The 21,549-nt window shown below is 65.8% G+C and carries 23 protein-coding genes; 21 read left to right on the top strand and 2 right to left on the bottom strand.

Features of this window, described 5'->3' with window-relative positions; all coding sequences use genetic code 11:
- Positions 1-7 precede the first annotated feature (7 nt).
- The 7 genes from BM154_RS24250 (at position 8) to BM154_RS22585 (ending at position 5,806) form a co-directional block, all read left to right on the top strand.
- A complete protein-coding gene (locus BM154_RS24250; RefSeq protein ID WP_167364722.1) occupies positions 8-169 on the top strand; it encodes a hypothetical protein in 162 nt (53 codons plus the stop codon).
- Between the two features lie 141 nt (positions 170-310).
- On the top strand, positions 311-1,267 hold the full coding sequence (locus BM154_RS22610; RefSeq protein WP_074889875.1) for a SctD/MshK family protein: 957 nt from the start codon (positions 311-313) through the stop codon (positions 1,265-1,267).
- Between the two features lies 1 nt (position 1,268).
- Positions 1,269-1,640: a hypothetical protein gene (locus BM154_RS22605; protein ID WP_074889872.1), complete on the top strand. Its 372-nt coding sequence runs from the start codon at positions 1,269-1,271 to the stop codon at positions 1,638-1,640.
- A complete protein-coding gene (locus BM154_RS22600) occupies positions 1,637-1,978 on the top strand; it encodes a tetratricopeptide repeat protein (protein ID WP_074889869.1) in 342 nt (113 codons plus the stop codon). The genes BM154_RS22605 and BM154_RS22600 overlap by 4 nt, the downstream gene beginning before the upstream one ends.
- Complete coding sequence (gene sctV, locus BM154_RS22595) at positions 1,975-4,122, top strand: type III secretion system export apparatus subunit SctV (protein WP_074889867.1); 2,148 nt, start codon at positions 1,975-1,977, stop codon at positions 4,120-4,122. The genes BM154_RS22600 and sctV overlap by 4 nt, the downstream gene beginning before the upstream one ends.
- A 17-nt stretch (positions 4,123-4,139) precedes the next feature.
- On the top strand, positions 4,140-5,396 hold the full coding sequence (locus tag BM154_RS22590; protein WP_074890010.1) for a type II and III secretion system protein family protein: 1,257 nt from the start codon (positions 4,140-4,142) through the stop codon (positions 5,394-5,396).
- A 14-nt stretch (positions 5,397-5,410) separates the two neighbouring features.
- Positions 5,411-5,806: a hypothetical protein gene (locus BM154_RS22585; RefSeq protein ID WP_244157259.1), complete on the top strand. Its 396-nt coding sequence runs from the start codon at positions 5,411-5,413 to the stop codon at positions 5,804-5,806.
- Between the two features lie 26 nt (positions 5,807-5,832).
- Here the strand turns inward: BM154_RS22585 and BM154_RS22580 are convergent, their stop codons facing one another.
- Complete coding sequence (locus BM154_RS22580) at positions 5,833-6,642, bottom strand: tetratricopeptide repeat protein (RefSeq protein ID WP_425272843.1); 810 nt, start codon at positions 6,640-6,642, stop codon at positions 5,833-5,835.
- A gap of 156 nt (positions 6,643-6,798) precedes the next feature.
- Here BM154_RS22580 and BM154_RS22575 point away from each other — a divergent pair, with 156 nt between their 5' ends.
- From BM154_RS22575 to BM154_RS22515, 13 genes are all read left to right on the top strand, one after another.
- Positions 6,799-7,383, top strand: coding sequence for a type III secretion protein (locus BM154_RS22575; protein ID WP_074890005.1), 585 nt, complete (start codon positions 6,799-6,801; stop codon positions 7,381-7,383).
- Between the two features lie 27 nt (positions 7,384-7,410).
- The gene (locus BM154_RS22570) at positions 7,411-7,614 is read left to right on the top strand and encodes a hypothetical protein (protein WP_074889861.1); all 204 of its coding nucleotides are present in this window, start codon (positions 7,411-7,413) and stop codon (positions 7,612-7,614) included.
- Positions 7,615-7,716: 102 nt separating this feature from the next.
- Positions 7,717-8,037: a hypothetical protein gene (locus BM154_RS22565; protein ID WP_425272845.1), complete on the top strand. Its 321-nt coding sequence runs from the start codon at positions 7,717-7,719 to the stop codon at positions 8,035-8,037.
- Between the two features lie 2 nt (positions 8,038-8,039).
- Positions 8,040-8,819 carry a type III secretion system inner membrane ring lipoprotein SctJ gene (gene sctJ, locus BM154_RS22560; RefSeq protein ID WP_074889856.1) on the top strand — a complete coding sequence of 260 codons (780 nt, stop codon included), beginning with the start codon at positions 8,040-8,042 and terminating at the stop codon, positions 8,817-8,819.
- Positions 8,816-9,442, top strand: a complete 627-nt coding sequence (locus tag BM154_RS22555) for a hypothetical protein (protein ID WP_074889853.1) — start codon at positions 8,816-8,818, stop codon at positions 9,440-9,442. Before sctJ ends, BM154_RS22555 begins: the two co-directional genes overlap by 4 nt.
- Positions 9,439-10,023 (top strand): FliH/SctL family protein, encoded by a 585-nt coding sequence (locus BM154_RS22550; RefSeq protein ID WP_074889850.1) that lies wholly within the window; start codon positions 9,439-9,441, stop codon positions 10,021-10,023. The genes BM154_RS22555 and BM154_RS22550 overlap by 4 nt, the downstream gene beginning before the upstream one ends.
- Positions 10,020-11,342 carry a FliI/YscN family ATPase gene (locus BM154_RS22545; RefSeq protein WP_074889847.1) on the top strand — a complete coding sequence of 441 codons (1,323 nt, stop codon included), beginning with the start codon at positions 10,020-10,022 and terminating at the stop codon, positions 11,340-11,342. The genes BM154_RS22550 and BM154_RS22545 overlap by 4 nt, the downstream gene beginning before the upstream one ends.
- The gene (locus BM154_RS22540; RefSeq protein ID WP_074889845.1) at positions 11,339-11,818 is read left to right on the top strand and encodes a hypothetical protein; all 480 of its coding nucleotides are present in this window, start codon (positions 11,339-11,341) and stop codon (positions 11,816-11,818) included. Before BM154_RS22545 ends, BM154_RS22540 begins: the two co-directional genes overlap by 4 nt.
- The gene (gene sctQ, locus BM154_RS22535) at positions 11,815-12,825 is read left to right on the top strand and encodes a type III secretion system cytoplasmic ring protein SctQ (RefSeq protein WP_074889842.1); all 1,011 of its coding nucleotides are present in this window, start codon (positions 11,815-11,817) and stop codon (positions 12,823-12,825) included. The genes BM154_RS22540 and sctQ overlap by 4 nt, the downstream gene beginning before the upstream one ends.
- A complete protein-coding gene (gene sctR, locus BM154_RS22530) occupies positions 12,822-13,481 on the top strand; it encodes a type III secretion system export apparatus subunit SctR (RefSeq protein ID WP_042556778.1) in 660 nt (219 codons plus the stop codon). Before sctQ ends, sctR begins: the two co-directional genes overlap by 4 nt.
- A gap of 3 nt (positions 13,482-13,484) precedes the next feature.
- Positions 13,485-13,754, top strand: coding sequence for an EscS/YscS/HrcS family type III secretion system export apparatus protein (locus tag BM154_RS22525; protein ID WP_074889839.1), 270 nt, complete (start codon positions 13,485-13,487; stop codon positions 13,752-13,754).
- A gap of 3 nt (positions 13,755-13,757) precedes the next feature.
- A complete protein-coding gene (gene sctT / locus BM154_RS22520) occupies positions 13,758-14,576 on the top strand; it encodes a type III secretion system export apparatus subunit SctT (RefSeq protein WP_074889836.1) in 819 nt (272 codons plus the stop codon).
- A complete protein-coding gene (locus BM154_RS22515) occupies positions 14,576-15,631 on the top strand; it encodes an EscU/YscU/HrcU family type III secretion system export apparatus switch protein (RefSeq protein ID WP_074889833.1) in 1,056 nt (351 codons plus the stop codon). Before sctT ends, BM154_RS22515 begins: the two co-directional genes overlap by 1 nt.
- An 80-nt stretch (positions 15,632-15,711) precedes the next feature.
- Here the strand turns inward: BM154_RS22515 and BM154_RS22510 are convergent, their stop codons facing one another.
- Complete coding sequence (locus tag BM154_RS22510; protein WP_074889828.1) at positions 15,712-17,442, bottom strand: ATP-binding protein; 1,731 nt, start codon at positions 17,440-17,442, stop codon at positions 15,712-15,714.
- 702 nt (positions 17,443-18,144) lie between these two features.
- Here BM154_RS22510 and BM154_RS22505 point away from each other — a divergent pair.
- The gene (locus BM154_RS22505) at positions 18,145-21,534 is read left to right on the top strand and encodes a hypothetical protein (protein ID WP_074889825.1); all 3,390 of its coding nucleotides are present in this window, start codon (positions 18,145-18,147) and stop codon (positions 21,532-21,534) included.
- Positions 21,535-21,549 lie beyond the last annotated feature (15 nt).

Raw genomic sequence — 21,549 nt, 5'->3', positions numbered from 1 at the left:
ATATCCCATGGCTGAGACTCCTAGCGTAAACCCAGGCAACTCTGACGCCGCTATCGAAAAAATGTCCGCGGTGTTCGATATGGCGATCGAGAAGTCCGCCAAGATCACCGAGATCACCACGGCCAAGAAAGCCGAGCTCGACGCTACCAAACAGCGTCCGCAGAACTGACTCGGGCTGCAGGCGGCGCCTGGCGTCGCCTGCAACCTGTGTCTGCGCCGTTTATCGGCACCTTTTCCCTCGAGTGCGTTGCCGCGCCGTTCTGGCCGGCTACGTCGCTCGATAGCGTGATCCCTGAGCCAGGTGAGTCATATGACTGCAACAGCCTCGAGTTCCGCCCTGCCGAACAGCGGCGACCTGCCTCGGCTGGAGGTGACCGCTGGCGTGCACCGCGGTGTATCCCTGACCCTGGATGAAGCGGTCTACTGCATTGGCAGTGGCGAGGCAGCCAATCTGATGCTGCGCGACGCCGGGGTGGCGCAGCGCCACCTGACCCTGCGGCTGGCGGCCCGCCATATCGACGTGGAAGCCACCGGCGGCGACGTCCGGGTGATCCGCGGCGGGCGCGAAACCCTGATCGCGCGCGGGCACGGCTACCGCGGCCGGCTGCCCGTGGAGCTGCGTATCGGTACGGCGACCCTGCGCCTTGCCAGGCCGCAGACCGGTGGCCCGGCAGCCAACCCCGTGTGGTACGGCAAGGCGCAATGGGCGATTGCCGCGCTGTTCATGTTCCTCTGCGCCGGCGCCCTGGCGGTACTGCGTGACGCGCCGATCTACAGCGCCGCGCCTGAGTCGCTGCAGCGCCTGAGCATTGCCGAGCAAGACCAGCCGGCAGCGGCGCCCCGGGCGGCGTCGCTGCAACTGGCTCGCGCCGATCTAGCCAGCCAGGCCAAGGCTGCCGGGCTGAACAATCTCAAGCTCGATGCCAGCGCCGGGCAATTGCGTGTCAGCGGTACCCTTGAGCCGGGTCAGGAACAGGACTGGCTGGCCCTGCAGCAATATTTCGACGGCCGCTACGGGCGCCAGTACGTATTGCGTGGCGATGTCAGCGTGCGCGAAAGCGCCGCTCGGCCGCGAGTCAATTTCCAGGCCGTGTGGTTCGGCGACAACCCCTATGTGATCAATGGCTCGGGCGCGCGCCTGTATCCCGGGGCACCCCTGGAAGGTGGCTGGAAGCTCGAGCGCATCGAAGACGGGCAAGTGGTGCTGGCGCTTGGTGACGAGCGCTTCGCGCTGACTCTTGGGCCTTCGCCAGTGCCTGAGGGTTAGCATGAAGATCGATTCACGCGCCTCGCTGGTACCTGTCGATTCGGCTTCGCCAACTGCTAACCAGCCGGTCGACCTGCATCCCACCTCGATAAAACCCTTATCGGCGCCTCATGAGCACAGCCTGCCCCGTACGCCGCCGCTACCGTCGGTGCAGGATGACCTGCAGGCGCTGGAACTGGCCGCTGGCGTAGAGCCTGGGTTGTTCGCCGGCTCGCGGCCGGCGCAAATCCTCGAGGACATTCTCGAGCGCATCCTGCCGACACTGCCGCTCGACGGCGAAACCAGAACGCTGGCCATGGCCCTCGTCCGTGAAGAGCTCGACATCCGTCAGGCGCTCGACCGGCAGCGGCTCGAAACCGAGACGGGGGAATGATGCAGCGCGACGATCATGATGCCGCCAAGCTGCTCCAGGGCCTGGGCGATCTCTACCTGAGGGTCGGCCAGGGACCGCGCGCCCTGGTGCTGCTGTTGCTGGCCGTGCAGCTCAATCCTGATGACCCGGTACTGCTGGCGCGCCTGGCGGCGGCCTTCACCGCCAATGGCGATGGGCAACGGGCCTTGCACACCCTGGATCGCCTACATGTGCTGCAGGGTGAGTCACCAACCTGGCTGCTGCTGCGCAGCCGTGCCCTGTGGAGCGCCGGCCAGCATGTCGAGGCCCGCGCCTGTTTCGCCCGCTACCGGCAGGCGCGCCAGGAGCGTGCAACATGATGGCGCGCCTCAGTGCCCTGGCGGGCATGGCCGCACAGCGTACCGAGGTGGTGATCGTCGCGTTCATGATGATGGCCATCGTGATGATGATCATCCCGCTGCCGACCTACCTGGTCGATACCCTGATCGGCATCAGCATCGCCTTGAGCATCCTGGTGCTGATCGTCGCCTTCTACATTCGCAAGCCGCTGGAGCTGTCCGCGTTGCCGGTGCTGATCCTGCTCAGCACGCTGTTCCGCCTGGCCCTGTCGATCAGTACCACGCGGCTGATCCTGCTGCACGGCGATGCAGGGCATATCATCGAAGCGTTCGGCAAGTTCGTCATCGCCGGCGAAGTGGTGGTCGGTCTGGTGATCTTTCTGATCATCACCGTGGCGCAGTTCGTGGTGATCACCAAGGGTGCCGAGCGGGTCGCCGAGGTGGCGGCGCGTTTCAGCCTGGACGCCATGCCCGGCAAGCAGATGAGCATCGACAACGACCTGCGCAATGGCGATATCGACGCCGGTGAAGCGCGCCGCAGGCGTTCCGATCTGCAGCGCGAGAGCCAACTGTTCGGAGCCATGGATGGCTCGATGAAGTTCGTCAAGGGCGACGCCATCGCCGGTCTGGTGATTCTTTTCGTCAACCTGATCGGCGGCCTGCTGATCGGCATGCTGTCGCGCGGCATGTCCTTCGCTGAAGCCGGCCACACTTACTCGCTGCTCACCGTGGGTGACGGCCTGATCGCGCAGATCCCGGCGCTGCTGATCGCCGTGGCGGCCGGCACCGTGGTCACCCGGGTCAACAACGAAGCCGAGCAGGCCGACCTGGGCACCGAGATCATCCGCCAGATGGGCAACAGCCAGCGCGCCCTGACCTTGACCGCGCTTATCCTGGCGGCTGTCGCCTTCATCCCTGGCTTCCCGGCGCCGGTGTTTCTCGGCCTGTCGGCGGTGCTGGGGCTGTGCGCCTGGATGCTGATGCGCCGCCAGCGCCGTGAGCAGCAAGCCACAGCCGCGGCGGCCGAGGCTAGCGAAGAGACGGCCGTGGAAGCCGAATCGCCAGGCGAGGCTACTGCCGAGGCAGCTCCGGCGCCGGTGGACTCACGGGTGCTGCTGTCGATTGGTCCCGGGCTGGCCGAAGCGGTACCCCTGCAGCCATTCAGGCAGCGCCTCGAAGTGCTCTGCCACGATCTGCACAACGAACTGGGTATCGAATTCCCGATGCCGGCGGTGGTGGTCGACATGGCCGGCAGCAGCGGCAGCTATCGCGTCGAACTCGAAGGCGTGCCGGTGGACCAGGGCGAACTGGACTCCAGCCGATTGCTGCTGCAGGACGATCCCGTACACCTGCAATTGCTGGAGATCCAGGGTGAAGAGCGCGCCTCGCCGCTGAGCAGCCGGCCCGGGCTGTGGATCGCCGGCGAGCACCAGGCCGACCTGAGCGATGCGGGCATCGCCTACCTGCGTGCGGACGAAATCCTCCGTGAGGTGCTGGCGCGTACCCTGCGCCGCTATGCCGGAGATTTTCTCGGCATCCAGGAAACCCGCCAGCTGCTCGCCCACCTCGAGGAGAGCCATGGCGAGCTGGTCAAGGAAGCGCTGCGCGCCGTGCCTTTGCAGCGTATCGCCGATGCCCTGCGGCGCCTGGTGTCCGAAGGGGTGTCGATCCGCAATCGCCGGGCGCTGCTCGAAGCAATGGTCGAGTGGGGCGGTCGCGAGGGCGACGTGGGACGTTTCAGTGATCACCTGCGCACCGCGCTGGCGCGCCAGATCAGCCATCAGCATGCCGATGAGAAACGGGTGATCGCCGCCTTCGTGCTGGGCTCGGCGCTGGAGGCGCAGCTGCTGGAAGCCGCCCGTCAGCAAGACACCGGACGCGGGGAGATCCGCGCCCGCGAAGCCACCCGCGGCTTGCTCAAGGCGCTGCGTCAGCAGTGCGCGCAACTGCCCGAATCGATCAAACCGACCCTGGTGGTGCACCCGGAGCTACGCCGCCGGATCTTGCGCCTGTGCATTCGTGACGAACTGGAGATGGCCGTATTGTCCTTCACTGAACTGGCCCCCGAATACAGCCTGCAGGCGATCAAGGTAATCGGCACGCCGAGTACCGCGCGGGCCGAGAAAAGCGAGCCGGCGCCCGCCGCTCTGGCAGGTGCCTCATGATGCGTGGGCTATTGCTGATGCTCTGCTGCCTGCCCCTGCTGGCCATGGCACAGGCGCCGCTGGGCGGTGACATCCAGCTGGCCACTGGTGAGGGGCGCATCATGCGCTTCGCCGAGCCGGTGGACGCGGTGATGGTCGCCGAGCCGGGCATCGCCGACCTACAGGTGGTTTCGCCCGGCGTCATCTACCTGTTCGGCAAGCGGGCTGGGCATACCACCCTGGTGGCCCTGGGCAGCGACGAGCGGGAGATCGCCTCGCTGCAGATCAACGTCGGCAGCAATGGCCGGCCGATCAGCAGTGCGTTGCGCAACCGCCACCCGCAGAGCGGCGCCGAGGTTCAGGGCGTCGGTAATCGCCTGGCGGCCAGTGGCCAGGTCAGCAGCGTCGGCGAGGCGCTGGACCTCAACGCCATGCTCGACCCCGCCGGGCAGGACTGGCAGGGCGCGGTGAACACCGCGACCTATCCGGGTTCGGCGCAGGTCAACATTCGCGTGCGTTTCGCCGAAGTGTCCCGCGAGGAGTTGCTGCGCTACGGGGTGAGCTGGAATGCGTTGTTCAACAACGGCACCTTTTCGTTCGGCCTGCTCACCGGCGGCAATCTGGCCGCCGAAGCGGCTGCCGGCGCCTCCAACCTGATCGGCGTGGGCCTGGACAGCGGCAACTTCAATATCGATACCGTGCTCGAGGCGCTGCAGAGCAATGGCGTGCTGGAGATTCTCGCCGAGCCCAACATCACCGCCATGACCGGTGAAACGGCGAGCTTCCTGGCCGGTGGCGAAGTGCCGGTGCCGGTGCCGGTGAACAGCGACCTGGTCGGTATCGAATACAAGTCCTACGGGGTGTCGCTGTTGTTCAGCCCGACCCTGTTGCCGGGGGACCGCATCGGCCTGCAGGTGCGCCCGGAAGTCAGCAGCCTGATGGGCGGCAGCACCCTGGAGGTGTCCGGTTTCCGCGTGCCGTCGTTCCGCGTGCGCCGCGCCGATACCCGGGTCGAGGTGGGCAGCGGGCAGACCTTCGCGATCGCCGGTCTGTTCCAGCGCGAGAACGCCCAGGATCTTGAGAAAGTCCCGCTGCTCGGCGACATGCCGATTCTCGGCAACCTGTTTCGCTCCAAGCGCTTCCAGCAGAACGAAACCGAGCTGGTGATCCTCATCACGCCCTATCTGGTCGAGCCGGTGCAGACCCAGGCGATGCTCACGCCCCTGGATCGTACCCTGGGCGCGCGTGCCGATGCACCGGCACGCAGCAGTTCCTTCGGGTTCCACGTGCAATGAACGGGAGTTGCGCGATGACGCGTCTGAGCGTGCTGTCCACCTGCCTGCTGCTCGGCGCCTGCCAGACGCAGCTGCAGGCGCCGAGCTATTCCCCTGGCTACCAGACCGTCATCGACGGCAATGGCCAGGCCCTGCTGGTGCCGGATGCCTGCCGTCGCGTCAGCGAGCAGGGTCAGCCGGTCGACGAAGGCGAGTTGTTGCCGCTACCGCCCGGCTGCGCCAACAACGCCAATCTGCTGCAGATGGTCGAGCGCCGGGGTGACCTGCTGCGTGGCCGGCAGACCGGCCCGACCCTGGCCGCACCGGTGGGCCGGGCGGCGCAGTCGTACCTGGAAGGTTTCGAAACCGACGAGAAACGCCGCCGCCGGCAGGAGCAGGCGGCGCAGAGCGATACCGGAGGCGGTCGATGAACCATTCCATGGCGTGCCGGCTGGGCCTACTGGCCGGCGCTCAAGCCCAGGGCGCGTGCCCGTTCGGCGGGGTCGTGAATGGCCGCGATGCGCTGCGCCTCGGCGATCAGGGCCTGGCGTTGGGCGGTGCTGGTGTCGTCGAGCTGCACGCTGGCCGGTTTGCCCTGGGCGCCGGCCAGCACCTGAACCAGCAGCGCATTGCGCTGGTGGCGCCGCTGCGCCGTGGGCGCGCGGTCAATACCCTGGATTTCGCGCAGCGCATTGGCGCTGTCGCCATTGAGGGCGTAGGCCAGCGCCAGGTTGCTGCGCGCATCGAGATCGCCAGGCGCCAGCTGGCGGGCGGTGGCGAAGGCACGCTGCATGGCGGCGATATTGCCCAGTTGCGCTTCGGCGGCGCCCAGGCGGGCAAAGGCCTGGGCATCGCCGGGCAGCCCCTCGGCCGCGCTGGCCAGCAACGGCTGGGCACGTTCCGGGTAACCCAGGCGCAACTGTGCAGTGCCCAGGCCGAGCAGAGCCGCAGGGTTGTCCGGCTCCAGCGCGACGGCTTTCTGGTAGGCCTGCTCGGCGCCGCGGGCATTACCGCTGTCCAGCCGCGCGCGGCCCAGCCGTTGCCAGGCTTCGAAGCCGGCACCGGGCTGCTCGACGGCACGTTGATACAGGGTCGCGGCAGTACCGCGGTCACCGCGTGCCTCGACATCGCCGGCCAGTTTCATCAGCCGCTGGTAGGCGTCATCACCCGCTGGGGCGGACGCATTGCTGGGCGCGTTGCTGCCACAGGCGCCGAGCAGAACGAAGCTGGCGAGCAGCAGGGTATGGCGGGAGAAAATCGACGGCAAGGGCGGTGCTCCTGGGTTGATCCGGGACGTGCCGGGCATTCTATAGAGCCATCGGCAATGGCATCTGTGAAGCGGCTGCGAAATCTTGTGATTGTTGCCGGGCGGCGGTTGTTTCATCGACCTGCCTGCGCCGATAGTGGCAGCGTCAGGCGGGGCCTGGCGTTGGCCCTGCTGTTGCTGGCGGGCAGTGCGGGGCTGGCGCGGGCCGATGCGACGCCGCTCTGGTTCGATCAACCCTATGCCTACGTGGTGATCAACCAGGACCTGCGTGGTGCGCTGGAAGCCTTCGGGCGCAACCTTGGCCTGCCGATGGCGATTTCCAACCGGGTCAAGGGGCGCGCCCAGAGCAATCTGCGGGCGGCCAGCGCCGGCGAGTTTCTCGAGGCGCTATGTGGCAACAGCGGCCTGACCTGGTTTTTCGACGGCAACATGCTGCATGTGAACAGCGAGGAAGAGATCGAGATTCGCCAGTTCGAACCCAGTGGTTTCCAGCTCGACGAGCTGCAGGCCTCCCTGGACGAGCTGGGCGTAGCGGGCAAGCACCTGTCGCTGCGCAGCAGTTTTCACGGCGACGGCATGCTGATTTCCGGGCCGCCGCCCTACATGGCACTGGTTCAGCAACGCATCGATCAGTTGCAGGGTCCGGTGGTCGCGGCAGAGCCCGATGTGGTTCGCGAACGGGGCGTGCGGGTGTTTCGCGGCAGTGCCGGCATTCAGGTGGTCAAGAGTGCGGACGAGTAAACCTCAAGACGAGAAAGGAGAGATCCCATGGCAGTCACCCAGGTTGATGGTAATACCAGTACCCAGAACACCCCCGAAGCCGAATTCGACCAGGCATTGGAAAATGCCCAGGCCGAGGATCAGCTCACCGACGACATGATCACCCAGGCGATCATCCTCGGCGGTCAGTTCATCGTCATGCCGCGGGCCCAGGAGATCCTCAAGGAAGCCACCGCGGACGACGAAGAATAACCACGGGGATCGGCCATGACAGTCAGCGCAGCAGTTGCCACGGCGGCCCCCTCGGCCGCCGGCCAGGATGTCGCCCAGGTCTCGCAGAACCTCTTCGAGCACATGGCCAGCCAGGCCAAGGGCATGCCCCAGGGCGCCAGCCCCAACCAGATCGGCGAGAACCTGATGGAGCGCCTCAATGGCTTTATCGACCGCTCACGGGGGTTTTCCGAGGGCGCTGCGGTGGAGCGCTCGCCCTATGCCAGCAACGCGACAGTGGACAAGGGCGCCGGCGTCGAGCCGGGCAAGGTCAATGAGCAGCAGGTCGACCGCCTGGTCGGCTCCCTCAGCCGGGTCTTCGATTACTCCATCGAGACCCAGATGGTGGTGCGCGGCGCCACGCAGATTTCCGGTTCCGCCAACACCCTGCTAAGGGGCCAGTGAGCATGAGCGGGCATCCTCTGCGACTGTTCGCATTATTGCTGCTGACCTTGCTGCTGCAGGCCTGTGACGGCATGGTGCTGTACAGCAACCTCGGCGAGCGTGAAGCCAACAGCATGGTTGCCGCCTTGCTGCGCGAGGGCATCGCGGCCCAGCGCCAGGTCCAGGAGGATGGCCGCATCACCATCAGCGTGCCCCAGGAGCGGCTCTCCGACGCGGTGGCGTTGCTCGAAGAGGCCGGCCTGCCGCAGCAGCAGTTTTCCAACATGGGCGAAGTGTTCAAGAACAACGGCCTGGTGTCCTCGCCGGTGCAGGAGCGGGCGCAGATGGTTTACGCCCTCAGCGAGGAACTGTCGCACACCGTTTCGCAGATCGATGGCGTGCTGTCGGCGCGGGTGCACGTGGTGCTGCCCGACAATGACCTGCTCAAGCGGGTGATCTCGCCTTCCTCGGCGTCGGTGCTGATCCGTTATGAGCCCGATACCGATGTCGACCAGTTGATCCCGCAGATCAAGACCCTGGTGGCCAACAGCATTTCCGGACTGAACTACGACGGTGTTTCGGTCACCGCGATCAAGGCGGCGATGCGCAACCTGCGTGACGACGCGCGGCCGCCGCTGAGCTCCTTCCTGGGTATCTGGATGCTCGATGAAAGCGTCTCGCGGGCACGCACCCTGTTCTTTGGCCTGCTGCTGGTACTGGTCGGCGTGGCCGGCGCCTTCGCCTGGTATCTGTGGCGCGAACGCCAGGGCCAGAGTACCTATGTGCTGAGGGAAAACGAATGAGCCAGGCATTGCGCGACGCCTGGCGCGCGCTGCTGGCCGAGCCTCTGCAGTTCGTCAGCGAAGACTGCCTGGAAGCCGCACTGCTTGGCGCGGTGCGGCGTGCGCAGGCGATCGAGCTGGCCCGCCAGCCGCGCTTTGCGGGGCGCATTGGCGGCCTGCTGGCGTCCTACTACGGGCTGCAGCCGCTGGCCAGCGCCGGCAAGATCGCCGATGACGACCTGCCGGTGGTGCTGCTGCCCCGGCAGCGTTTTGCCATGCTCGCCCTGGCCTGTGGCGCCTGCCAGCATGCCGCTTCCGTGGCGCGGGAGATCCGTGGTGCGCTGGTGCAGCGGCTGCGCAGCCACCTTGGCGATGAGGTCTATGACCTGGCCGTGAGCAGGCGCGAGGCGCCTGTCGGCAAGCAGGCGATCATCATGGGCGATGCCCTGATCGAGGCTATCGACGCTGACGGCCAGCGTTGCCTGGAGGCCTGGCTGGGTGCCCAGCCGGCACCGCTGCAGGCCTGGCTGCGCCTGCGCTTTGCCCTGCCAGCGCCGCTGTCGAGCGGCAGCGCCGAAGACATCCAACGCGTACGTCAGCTGGCCACCGCGCTGGCCCCCCGGGAACAGCGGGGCGCGGCATGAGTGGCCTACCGAGCAAACCGGGCCAGCGTATCCTGCGCGGCGAGCAGGCCGCGCAATGGGTCGACGGCTATGCCTTTCTGCGGGCCGCCCGCGAAGCGGCGGAAAGCACCCACGCCGAGCTGCAGCGCGTGCGCGACCAGGCGCGGGAAGAAGGCCTGGCGGCCGCGCGAGCGCAGGGGCAGCGCGAAGCTGCCGAATTGCTGGCACGCACCGCGCAGCAGGTCGATGACTACCTGGCCGGCCTCGAGGCGCAGCTGACCGACCTGGCCCTGGGCATCGCCCGGCAGGTGATCGGCGAGCTGGATGACGCTACGCGCCTGGGGCTGTGTACGCGTCGGGCCCTGTCGGCCTTTCGCGCCGAGCAGCGGCTGCGCCTGCAGGTTCGTCCGGAGCAGCTCGATGCGGTGCGCGCACAGCTGGCCGATCTCGGCGAGCGCCTGGACGTGGAGGCCGATGACAGTCTTTCCGTAGGTCATGCGCGCTTGACCAGCCCCCAGGCCAGCGTCGAGCTGGACCTGCCTACCCAGCTGCAGGGGTTGCGCCAGGCGCTGCTGCCCGGTGTGCTCGAGAGCGGGGCATGAAGGCATCCCTGAACGGCCTTTTACCAACGCTCAGCGCGCGCCTGGACGGTGCGCAACCGCGACCGTTGCGCGGGCGCATCCGCAGTATCCGCGGCACCCTGATCCAGGCCAGCGTACCGGACGTCGGCATCGGCGAGCTGTGTCGTCTCAGCGATCCGGCCAGTGGCCGGGTGCTGAGCGCCGAAGTGGTCGGGTTCGAGGGCGACGAGGCGATCCTCTCGCCGGTCGGATCCCTGGAAGGGCTGTCGACCCGCACCGAAATCGTCGCCACCGGCGAGAATCAGAGCGTACTGGTCGGCGATGCCCTGCTCGGCCGGGTGATCGGCCCGTTGGGCGACTGCCTGGATGGCGGGCCGCCGGTTAGCGGCCTGCAGCGCTACCCGCTGCAGGCCGAACCGCCTGCGCCGTTTTCCCGGCAGCTGATCGAGACCCCGATGCCGCTCGGTATCCGTGCCATCGACGGGCTGCTGACGGTGGCGCGCGGCCAGCGCATGGGCATCTTTGGCGAGCCCGGGGTGGGTAAGTCGTCGTTGCTGGCGGGCATCGTGCGGCGCAGCGAAGCCGAGGTGATCGTCATCGGCCTGATCGGCGAGCGTGGTCGCGAGGTGCGCGAGCTGCTCGACGTGCACCTGGGCGCCGAAGCGCGCGCCCGTACGGTGGCGGTGGTCGCCACCTCGGATCGTCCGGCCACCGAACGGGTCAAGGCCGCGCTGGTGGCCACCGCCCACGCCGAATACCACCGTGACCAGGGGCGCCATGTACTGCTGCTGCTCGACAGCCTGACCCGCTTCGCCCGCGCCCAGCGTGAGATCGGTTTGGCCATTGGCGAGCCGCCGACCCGGCGTGGTTATCCACCGTCGCTGTTTTCCGCCCTGCCGCGCTTGCTGGAACGCTCCGGGCCGGCGGCCACCGGCAGTATCACCGCGCTGTACACGGTGCTTACCGAAGGCGACGCCTCCCTCGATCCGGTGGCCGAGGAAGTGCGCTCGATCCTCGACGGGCACCTGGTGCTCAGCGCCGAACTGGCCCAACGCAACCATTTTCCCGCCATCGACGTGCTGCAGAGCCGCAGCCGCCTGATGGATCGCGTGGTCGAGCCCGAGCAGCGGCAACTGGCCGGCCACCTGCGCGCCCTGATGGCGCGACATGCCGATATCGAATTGCTGTTGCGCACCGGCGACTACGTGCCTGGCAGCGATCCGCTGGCCGACGAGGCCATTGCCCGCCAGGCTGCCATCGAACAGTTCCTGCGCCAGGATGCCAGCGAGCCGAGCAGCCTCGATGACACCCTGAGCGCTTTGCGCAAGGTACTGGCATGAGCCGCCCCCACGCCGTGCAGCAACTGGACGATCTGCGTCGCCTGCGCGTGCGCCGGGCCGAGGCGCAACTGGCCAGCTGGCGCGTGCCCTGTGAGCAGGCCGCAGCGCGGCTGGCCAGCGCCCAGGCGCAGGTGGGCGAGGCGTTGGCCTTGCTCGAACAGGAAGCCCGGCAGCTGCAGACCCTGCTCAGCGAGGGTGCCCTGCCGGTTGGGCAGTACCGCAATGCCCTGGATTTGCTCGACGCCCTGGAGGCGCAGCGCGCCGGGCTGGCCGAGCAGGCAGGCGATGCAGCCCGGCAACTGGCCGAGGTGCAGGCCAGCCGTGATCATGCCCAGCAACTCTGGTTGCGTCGGCAATTGCAGTGCGAGGCCCTGGAACCCTTGCTGCAGCGCCATTACCGCACGCAGCAGCGGGCCGCCGAGGCGGTCGAGGAAAGCCTGGCCGAAGACCGCCCCCATGGAGTCACCCGCCGATGAATTGCCATCAGTCGTCGCTGCCAGCGCCGCTGTTGCCGCTGTTGCCGCAGCTCGATGCCGCCAGGCAGGCGCTGCACAATCGCCTACTGCGCCGCCGCCAGCCCTGGCAGGGGGAGGTGGCCGGCGAACGGCTCGAGGTCAGCGTCAGCGGCCAGCCTGCAGCGCTGCAGGCAGCCCTCGTGCTACCCGCCCGGCTAGGCGCTGCAGCGCTGCAATTGCATCTGGATGGGCCGCTGCTCGAGCGGCTGCTCAGCGGCCTCGATCTGCAGCGCGATTTTCATGGCTTGCCGCAGCCCTTGCAGAGCCTGTTACTGGAGCAGGCACTGATGCCCTGGCTGGAGCCCCTGGAGCAGGCGCTGGGCGAGCCCCTGACCCTGGATGCCGAGCCGCAGCCCTGGGATTTCATGCTGACCCTGCAACTGGGTGTCGCCGGGGCGCCGGCCGGCGTTCTCGGCCTCGGCCTGGACACCGCTGCCGGCGAAGCGCTGGCCGCTTTGCTGGAGCGCCACCTGCAGCCGGCGCGGCACGCCTTGCCGACCTTGCAACTGGGTCTGGCCCTGCAGCGCGGCTGGCAGACCCTGAGCCTGGCCGAGCTGCGCAGCCTGCAGCCCGGCGATGTGCTGATGCTTGATTGCCCGCCGGATGCCGACGGTCTGCTGGTGCTCGGCAATGGCCATCGGCAGGCCCGTTTCAAACGCCAGCAGTCCGGGCTGGAACTGCTCGAAGCCTGGCAACCGATCAACCCGACGATGGAGAACGCCATGGGGCAAGACGCCGATGATGCGCAACTGGACGATGTGCCGCTGACGGTGGTCTGTCAGATCGGCAGCCTGGAACTGCCCCTCGGGCAACTGCGCGAACTGGGCGAGGGCAGTGTGCTGACCCTGCCGGATGGCGATGCGCAACGGGTCGAGCTGATGGTCAATGGGCGCTGCGTCGGGCGCGGCGAGCTGGTCGCCATCGGCGATGGGCTGGGGGTGCGCCTGACCCGGTTCGCCAGCCTATGACGGATTACCAACCGAACCTGCTGGAAATCATTCTGGTCGTCACCACGATCGGTCTGATTCCCCTGGCGGTGGTGACCCTGACCGGCTTTCTGAAAATCTCCGTGGTGCTGTTCCTGATCCGCAACGCCCTGGGCGTGCAGCAGACGCCGCCGAACCTGGTGCTCTACGGCATCGCGCTGATCCTCGCGGTGTACGTGACCACGCCGCTGATCGGCGAGATGTACCGCGAGGTGGAGGGCCGCTCGATCAGCCTGCAGAACGCCGAGGAGTTGCGCGAGTTGGGCGACGCCCTGCATGCGCCCCTGCAGACCCACCTGTCACGCTTCGCCAACCCGTCCGAACGGGCGTTCTTCGTGCAGGCCACCGAGACCGTGTGGTCCGAGGAGGCCCGCGCCGATCTGCGCGACGATGACCTGGTGGTGCTGATTCCGGCGTTCGTCAGCTCCGAGCTGACCCGCGCCTTCGAGATCGGCTTTCTGCTCTATATCCCCTTTCTGGTGATCGACCTGCTGGTGGCCAACGTGCTGATGGCCATGGGCATGATGATGGTGTCGCCGACGCTGATCTCGATCCCCCTGAAGATTTTTCTGTTCGTTGCCGTCAGCGGCTGGTCACGGCTGATGCACGGCCTGATCCTCAGTTACGGGGGAGGGTAAAACATGGGCCAGGACGTATTTCTATCGTTGATGAAACAGGCGCTGATGACCGTGCTGCTGCTCAGCGCACCGGCGCTGGCGGTGGCCATTCTTATCGGCCTGGGGGTCGGCCTGTTGCAGGCGCTGACGCAGATCCAGGACCAGACCCTGCCGCAGGCAGTCAAACTGGTAGCGGTGCTGCTGGTGCTGGTGCTGATCGGCCCGCTGCTGGCGACCCAGGTAGCGGCGCTGGCCAGCCACGTGCTGGACAATTTCCCCGCCTGGACACGCTAGGGCATGGATGCCGACATCGGCCTGGGCATCGCCGAGATCGCCTATCCGGTGATTTCGGCGGCGGCCCTGGCGGTCTGTCGGGCGCTTGGCCTGGTATTCATCACCCCGGCCTTCAATCGCCTTGGGCTGACCGGAATGATCCGCAGCTGCGTGGCCGTGGCGATCTCCGCGCCGATGTTTTTGCCGGCCTTCTCGGCGCTGACCGCCCTGGAGGACTACGGCAGCTTTCTCCTCGCCGGCCTGATGATCAAGGAGTTTCTCATCGGGGTAACCGTGGGGCTGCTGTTCGGCATTCCGTTCTGGGCCGCCGAGGTGGCCGGCGAACTGGTCGACCTGCAGCGCGGCTCGACCATGGCGCAACTGGTCGACCCGTCCGGTGCCGGCGAATCCGGGGTGACCGCGACCCTGCTCAGCGTCACCCTGATCACCCTGTTCTTCATGTCCGGCGGCTTCATCCTGATGGTCGACGGCTTCTACCACAGCTACCAGCTATGGCCGGTCACCGCCTTCACCCCGGTGGTCGCCAGTTCGGCGCTGGAAGCGGTGCTGGCGATTCTCGACCAGGTGATGCGCATCGGCGTGCTGATGGTGGCGCCGCTGATCATTGCCCTGCTGGTGGCCGACATGATGCTCGCCTATCTGTCGCGCATGGCACCGCAGATGAATATCTTCGACCTCTCGCTGTCGGTGAAGAACCTGATCTTCACCTTTCTGATGGTGCTCTACTGCGGCTTCCTGATTCCGCTGATGCTCGAGCAACTGGCGGAATTTCGCGGCACCGTCGAGGTGCTCAAGACGTTGTCCGGCGCGGGTGAGTCCTGATGGCCGGCAACAGCGGCAGCGAGGAGAAATCCCAGCCGGCCTCCGACAAGAAGCTGCGCGAGGCGCGGCAGAAAGGCCAGGTCTCGAAAAGCCAGGACATGGTCTCGGCGGTGGTGCTGCTCGGCTGCTCGGTGTGCATCGCCTTTCTTGCCGGTATCGCCGAGTCACGGGTACGCGGTCTGCTCGACCTGGCCGCGACCATCTACGTGGAACCCTTCGCCACGGTCTGGCCGCGGCTGCTCAACAGTGCCCAGCAGGTGCTGCTGCGCACGGCCTTGCCGATCCTCGGGGTGACGGTGGTCTGCGTGATCCTCACCAACATCATCACCATGCGCGGCATGGTGTTCTCCGGCGAGCCGATCAAGCCGGAATTCTCGCGTATCAACCCGGTGGAAGGGGCCAAACGCATCTTTTCCATGCGCAATTTCATCGAGTTCCTCAAGAGCCTGGTCAAGGTGGTGGTGCTGTCGGTGGCCTTCTACGTGGTGGGGCGCATCGCCCTGCAGGCGCTGATGGAGTCCTCGCGTTGCGGCGCCGGCTGTATCGAGTCGGTATTCTTTCTGCTGCTCAAGCCGCTGGTGGCCACGGTGCTGCTCACTTATCTGGTGATCGGTGGTGTCGATCTGTTGCTGCAGCGTTGGCTGTTCCAACGTGAGATGCGCATGACCCGCAGCGAGCAGAAGCGCGAGCGCAAGGACATGGACGGCGATCCGCTGATCAAGCGCGAACGCCAGCGTCAGCGCCGCGAGATGCAGGCCCTGAGCAGCCGCAAGGTAGGCATCGCCCATGCCACCTTGATGATCGGCAGCGAAGACGGCTGGCTGGTCGGCGTGCGCTATGTGCGCGGCGAAACGCCGGTACCGGTGCTGGTGTGCATGGCCATGGGCGAGGACGCGCAAGCCCTGCTGGCGCAGTCGACGAGCCTGGGCGTGCCCCTTAGCCCGGATGCCAGGCTGGCCGCCGAGATCGCCAAACGCGCGGTTAAGGGCGAGCCGATTCCGGCCAACACCTTCCAGCCGGTGGCCGACGCGCTGGTCGCGGCGCGGCTGATCTAGCGGCGTCCGCAGCTTACCTGGTCGTCGACTGTCGTGTGCCTCGTGGCGGCCGCCTTGCGGCCACGCTATCCCGCTCCTTTTCAGCGTACCTGGTAGCGCAGCGGTTCCTGCACGGCCGGCTGTTCCACCCGCGGGCGCGACGAGCGATCACGATAAGGGCCCAGGCCGAGTGCCGCCAACGTCAGCTCCAGGCCCAGGGACTGGTTGCCGTCGGTCGAGCAGGCCCAGGTGAGCGCCGAACGGATGGTATCGCTTTCCGCGCCGTAGAGATTCTTCCAGGCTTCCGGCACCACGGCATCCAGTTGGCTGGCGGCCTTCTTCACCACAGCCAGTGCGTAGGACGCATGACGGGCCACGAGGCGTTGGGTGCTGCCGGTCTGGTCGAGTTTCTCCAGTGCGTAAAGGCGCTCGCTCTTGGGCATCTGGTAGAACTTCAGGGTGTCGTCGCGGTGAGCGATCAACAGGGACTTGTCCACCAGGCTTTCGATCAGCGGCAGCGGATCGCCCGGCAAGGCTTCGTCACCTTCGACAATGGCGCGTACCGCATTGAGGGTGAAGGTGCCGTTGAAGATGGCCACCAGGCGCAGCATCGCCTGCTCGGCCGGGGTCAGCGTCTGGTACGACCAGTCCAGGGTCGCCCGCAACGAACGGTGGCGTGGCGGCGCGGTGCGGCGGCCCTCCATCTGCAGGCGGAATTCGCCATCGAGCAGTTCCGCCAGCGGGCCGAGGCCGAAGGCGCTGACCCGCGTCGCAGCGATCTCGATGTCCAGGGGAATGCCGTCGAGCTTGCGGCAGATGCTGATCACGTCGGCCACGTTGTCGTCGTTGAGGTTGAAGGCCGTGTCGCTGGCCTGCACACGCTCCACGAACAGCTCGATGGCCGGGTAGGCCAGGGCCTGCTCGGCCGCGGGGTGTTCGCAGGCTGCCGGCAGTTGCAGGGGCAGCAAGCGTTCTATCTGTTCGCCCGTGGCGCGTAACGGTTCACGGCTGGTGGTCAGAATGCTGCAGTCGGACGTCCACTTGAGCAGGGTTTCCACTACCATGGCAGTGCCGTCCAGCGCCTGTTCGCAGTTGTCCAGGATCAACAACTGACGCCGTTGCTGCAGGTGCTGCACAACGTCGCGCAGCGGGTCGTTGCCGGCCCGCACGCCCAGTGCCTCGGCCAGCGCATGGGCGATGCGGCGGTCGTCGTCGATCTCGCTGAGGTCGACGAAGCAGGCGCCGTGGGGCATCTCGCCGGCCAGCTGGTTGCCCAACGCCAAAGCGACGGTGCTCTTGCCGATACCGCCGGGGCCGACCAGGGAAATCAGTCGCGTCTGTTGCAACTGCTCGCCAAGGCGCTGCAGCAGGTCGTCACGCCCCAGGGGGCGGGTGATCAGGCTGGGCAACGACTGCAGGCGTTCGACCCCGGCAGGCTCGCTGGGTACATCGTAGGGTTCGGTATGCGCCACGAAGCGATAGCCACGCCCTGGAACGGTGACGATGTACTCGAAGCCACTTTCATCCTCGCTGAGCACCCGGCGCAAGGCGACGATCTGCGCCCGCAGGTTACATTCCTCGACGATGACCTTTGGCCAGGCATGGGCGATCAGCTCGGATTTTTCCAGCAGCTCGCCCGGGCGCGATGCCATGGCGATGAGCAAGTCCAGTGCGCGACTGCCCAGGCTAACGGGCTCGCCGTTCTTGAGCAGCAGGTGCTGGCGCGGGTAGAGGACGAAGGCGCCGAACCGCAGCGCGCCTTCGCTGTTGAATGGTGCATGATCGTAAGGCGTCTCGGTCGGCGTGGTGGTGCCGAGAGTGGTCGAATACATGCCTATAGTCCCTCGAGGATTATGGTTGTTGTACGCACTGGCAACCGTCGCGCACAGGCAAGCCAGCGCAGGCTCGCAATGAGCGCGTGGGGCTGCCCGGTGAGGCGGTTGCTGACGGAACGCGGCAGTACGGCAATTGGAACAGGCAAGAAAGAATCCCCCAAAACGTGTTTGTTGTTGTTTATCACCGCAGCGCTACAAAGCGGTGTCGATCAGAGGTAGGGGTATGCATCGCAATTACCGTGCCGTGCCGCTGCAATGACCAGGTAGTCGCTAACTGATTGATTGTGAATGGCCGGTGCGGTTCATTGGCGAGGCGGCGTTCGGTAATTCGGATCACGCCCCAAAAACCGTTCGGGAATCCGGCTGCCAGGCAGGCGCCAGGGTAAGCATGGGAGGGCATGTCGCGGTGCTCCTGACAGTCTGTTCAGCGCCGCCCTTGCATCCTGTTAAGGGCTATATGTCGCCGTGAAAAGCTGCGAAATCCATCGCGATAAGGTTGTTACATCAATGTGACGGTTGCTTGAATGAGAGGGCAGCAGGTCGAGTTATTCGCGTGCACCGTTCTCTTTTTCAGCAACGGGTGAGTCGTCACGGGCAGATCTGCGCCGTTCAACAAGTGCCACAGCCACTCACTTGCGTACAAGGTCGGCAGTGCCGTTTTGCGACCTTGTCCACTTATCGAGCCGGAGCGCAGAGCCGATGAGCACCATTGACACCAGCACACCAGAACGCTTGACCGGGGAAACCGGCGATAGCAGTTTCAATGACAAATTGCGCGAGGCGCAGAGCCGGGGCGGCCAACTCGATCAGGAAGGCATCGACGCCTACAAGGAGTACCGTGGGCCCTACCTCGATGGCAAGCCGCCGTTGGCCGAGAGTGATCACAAGTGGGAAGAGAAGGACATCGCCAACGTCGAGACCCACTGGCTCTCGCGTAGCGGCCATCGCCTGATGCTCTGGGACGACCTGCTGCTGGTGACCATGAAAAACGGTGATCAGGTGCTGGTGCATGCCGGCGTCAACCCGCGCCTGCATGAGGTGGCCAAGGAAAAGCTGGATGCCGGTGAGGTCGCCGGGCCACCAGCCTGGACCGAGAAGGAACTGTCCGAGGAGCACGAAAACTGGCTTGGCCAGCGCGAGGCCGGCGGTTTCGAGGTGGTCACCTCCGCCGACGAGATACCCGAGCTGGGGGATCTGCGCTTTATCGAAGACGGCTACATGGACATGAGCGCGGCGGTGTATCACCCCGGCAACGGCTTTCAACTGACCGTCGACGACAACGGCGCCTATGGGGCGAACGACACGGCGCTGTTCACCACGGCCGACGGCAAGAAATACGCGGTGTCCAAGGAGGTATCGCCGGAAGCCTACAAGAAGGTCAAGGAGCTGGCCGAGACCCGCGACAAGATCGAGAACAAGATCGACGATGACGGCTACAAGGTGATGAGCGGCCGGGATGACATTCCGGTGGTCACCGACGACACCAAGGTGGAGACCCTGGCGCCTGGCGTGCTTGCCGTGGAAACGCCCCGAAAGGGCAAGTTCATCGTGATCGAGAGCGTCACCCCCGAGCACTTCGCCAACCTCAGCGGCGTGCAGGCCGAGAAGCAGCAGGGCGCTGTCGACAAGGCGTTCGAAGACCGCGACCTGCCGCCCGCCAAGGAAACCGACCTGATGCTCGCCGAAACCAGCGAGAAGAAGGACGGCAAGGCCAAGACCGTCGGCGAGCTCTACTACGACAACCTCAAGGAGGCCTACAAGGACAAGCCTGCCGACTCCAAGGAGGCCAAGTACCTGCGCCTGCTCGAAGCCCGGGCGATGCTCAACGGCGGCTTCCAGTACCTGCCCTATACCACCACCAATGGCGCGTTCAGCGGCACCACCAATACCAGCTACGGCAAGGATCCCAAGGAGATGAGCCCGGCCGAGATGCGGGCGCTGGTCGACGAGGGCAAGCTCGGTGAAGAGCTGCTGGCGCTGATGACCGACGAGGACATCGCCGCCGACAACGACCGCTTCCTCAAGGAGGCAATCGACAAGGTCGAGGACAAGGATGGCTTCAAGGACAAGCTGGCCGAAACCCTGCGCGACCCGCAATACAAGGAAGCGCTCGAAGCGTTGCAGAAGGACAACCCCGAAGGCGCAGCGGCGCGCTACGCCGCCGACATGCAGTCACTGAGCCTTCTTGATTCCGAGCTGGCGGCGCAGATTGACACCGAGTTCAAGTTCGGTATCCCTATCGAGCAGCTCAACGAGCTGTACAAGGATGGCATCGACGGCGTCGGCGAGGATAACGTCGACAAGGCCACCACCGACATGGTCTCGACAATGCTCACCACCATGATGACTTCGGTGCTGGGTACCAAGCGCGGCACCGACATCTACAACTACTTCTTCGGCGGCGGCAAGGAGAAGGGCCAGGCCAAGCCCGAGCTCAATGCCGAGGAGCAGAAACTGGTCACCGCGGCGGAAAACTCCCGGGAGCCGCTGACCCAGCTGCTCAAGGACAGCGCCACGGAGAGCATCAAGGATCCCTCGGGGAAAGGCGGCGCCATAACCGCCGAGAAGATTGAGAAAGCCGTACAGAAAGTCCCGCTGGCCGAGCGCGACGGGGTTGCCGGGGTACTGGGCAAACTAGGCAAAACCGGGGTACTGAGTTCCAGTGCCGGGTTGATCTCGATGGTCGCCGGGATTTACAAGCTTTCCGATGGCGGGCTGAACTTCGGCGACACGCCGGCCGAGCGCATCGAGGCAGCGAAGAATTTCGTGACCACCATCAGCATGATCTCGCCGATGGCCACCATGGTCACCGGTGCCTATGAAGAACTGTTTCGCAAGCCGGGCGCCGCTGACGCCCTGGGCCTTGGCACAAGCCTCAAGGAGAACGTCTGGGACAAGCACTTCAAGCCCAAGGACGTGTCGGAAACCGACGCCATCGAACTCAAGGAGCGGCAGCAGAAGCTCGACAACCTCAAGGAGCTGCCGCAGCTCGACATGGGCGACAAGTTCACCGCCGACAGTTTCTGGCAGGAGTTCGATGACACTACCCGTAAATCGCGGCCGAGGGTCGAGGACCTGATCGAACAACTGCCGCCGGAGCAGCAGGACGCAGCACGCAGCAGCTTTCTCAGCATCACCGACAAGAACCCGGAGTTGAGCAAGGTGCCCGAGGCCGATCGGCTGCGCTGGGTCGGTGGCGCGCTGTCGACCATCGGCGGCGCGGCCGACGTGGTGGGCGGCGTGCTGGACCTGGTGCTCGGCGGCATGGGCATCGACAAGCTGCGCAAGGAAGGTGGCACGCCGGAGCAGTTCGCGGCCAAGAGCCTGCAGCTGGTTGGCGGCACTGCGGGGCTGGTGATGGGCGGCGCCGGCCTGGCTGCGGCCATTGGCGTGGGCTCGGCGGCGGTGGCCGGGGTAGTGGCCGCCGCTGCTGGCGGTGTGGGCGCGGTGCTCGGTTTCATCGGCGCCATCATCGGTGGCGTGGTCGCTCTGAAGAAGAGCGAGGAGACCGTCGAGAAGGTGCGTGACCACTTCCGCGCGCTGGAAGACGACGGGGTGCTGGAAAAGGAGTGGGGCGACAAGCTCAACTACTTGGTGCACATGAGCTACGAGTACAACTACTACGAAGGCAAGTACGAAGACCGTTTCGACGCCTGGTACCCCGAAGATATCCCGGTGTGGGAGGCCCAGCCCGAGCACTACAAGGAATTCACCGAAAAGGTCGAGAAGGACGGCAAGATCGACGATGACTGGTTCACCGACAACATGCAGGACCTGGTCACCTACAGCGACAAATTCGACGCCGAGTTCTACCGCGAGAACAAGGACAAGATCGACCGCATCGTCGATAACTGGGAGCAATGGCAGGGCAGCGACGACATCATCAGCGACAAGGATTTCAACAAGCTGCTCAAGGGCGACGAGCGCTTCGACAACTCCAAGGAAGACATCGATGCGGTGCGCTTCCTGATGGAGAACAAGGAGTTCTTCGAGTTCCTCGACACCATCCGTTTCCACCCCAACAACGTCAAGGCAGACGGCAAGATCAGCCGCAAGGACGTCGACAAGTGGCTGGAGCAGGTCAGCTGAAGCCGACTGCGCTGG

Origin of the sequence: Phytopseudomonas argentinensis (genome assembly GCF_900113905.1) — a bacterium.
GTDB lineage: Bacteria > Pseudomonadota > Gammaproteobacteria > Pseudomonadales > Pseudomonadaceae > Aquipseudomonas > Aquipseudomonas argentinensis.
Note: the sequence above shows the minus strand (reverse complement) of the source record. Positions and strands in the feature narration are given on the sequence as shown.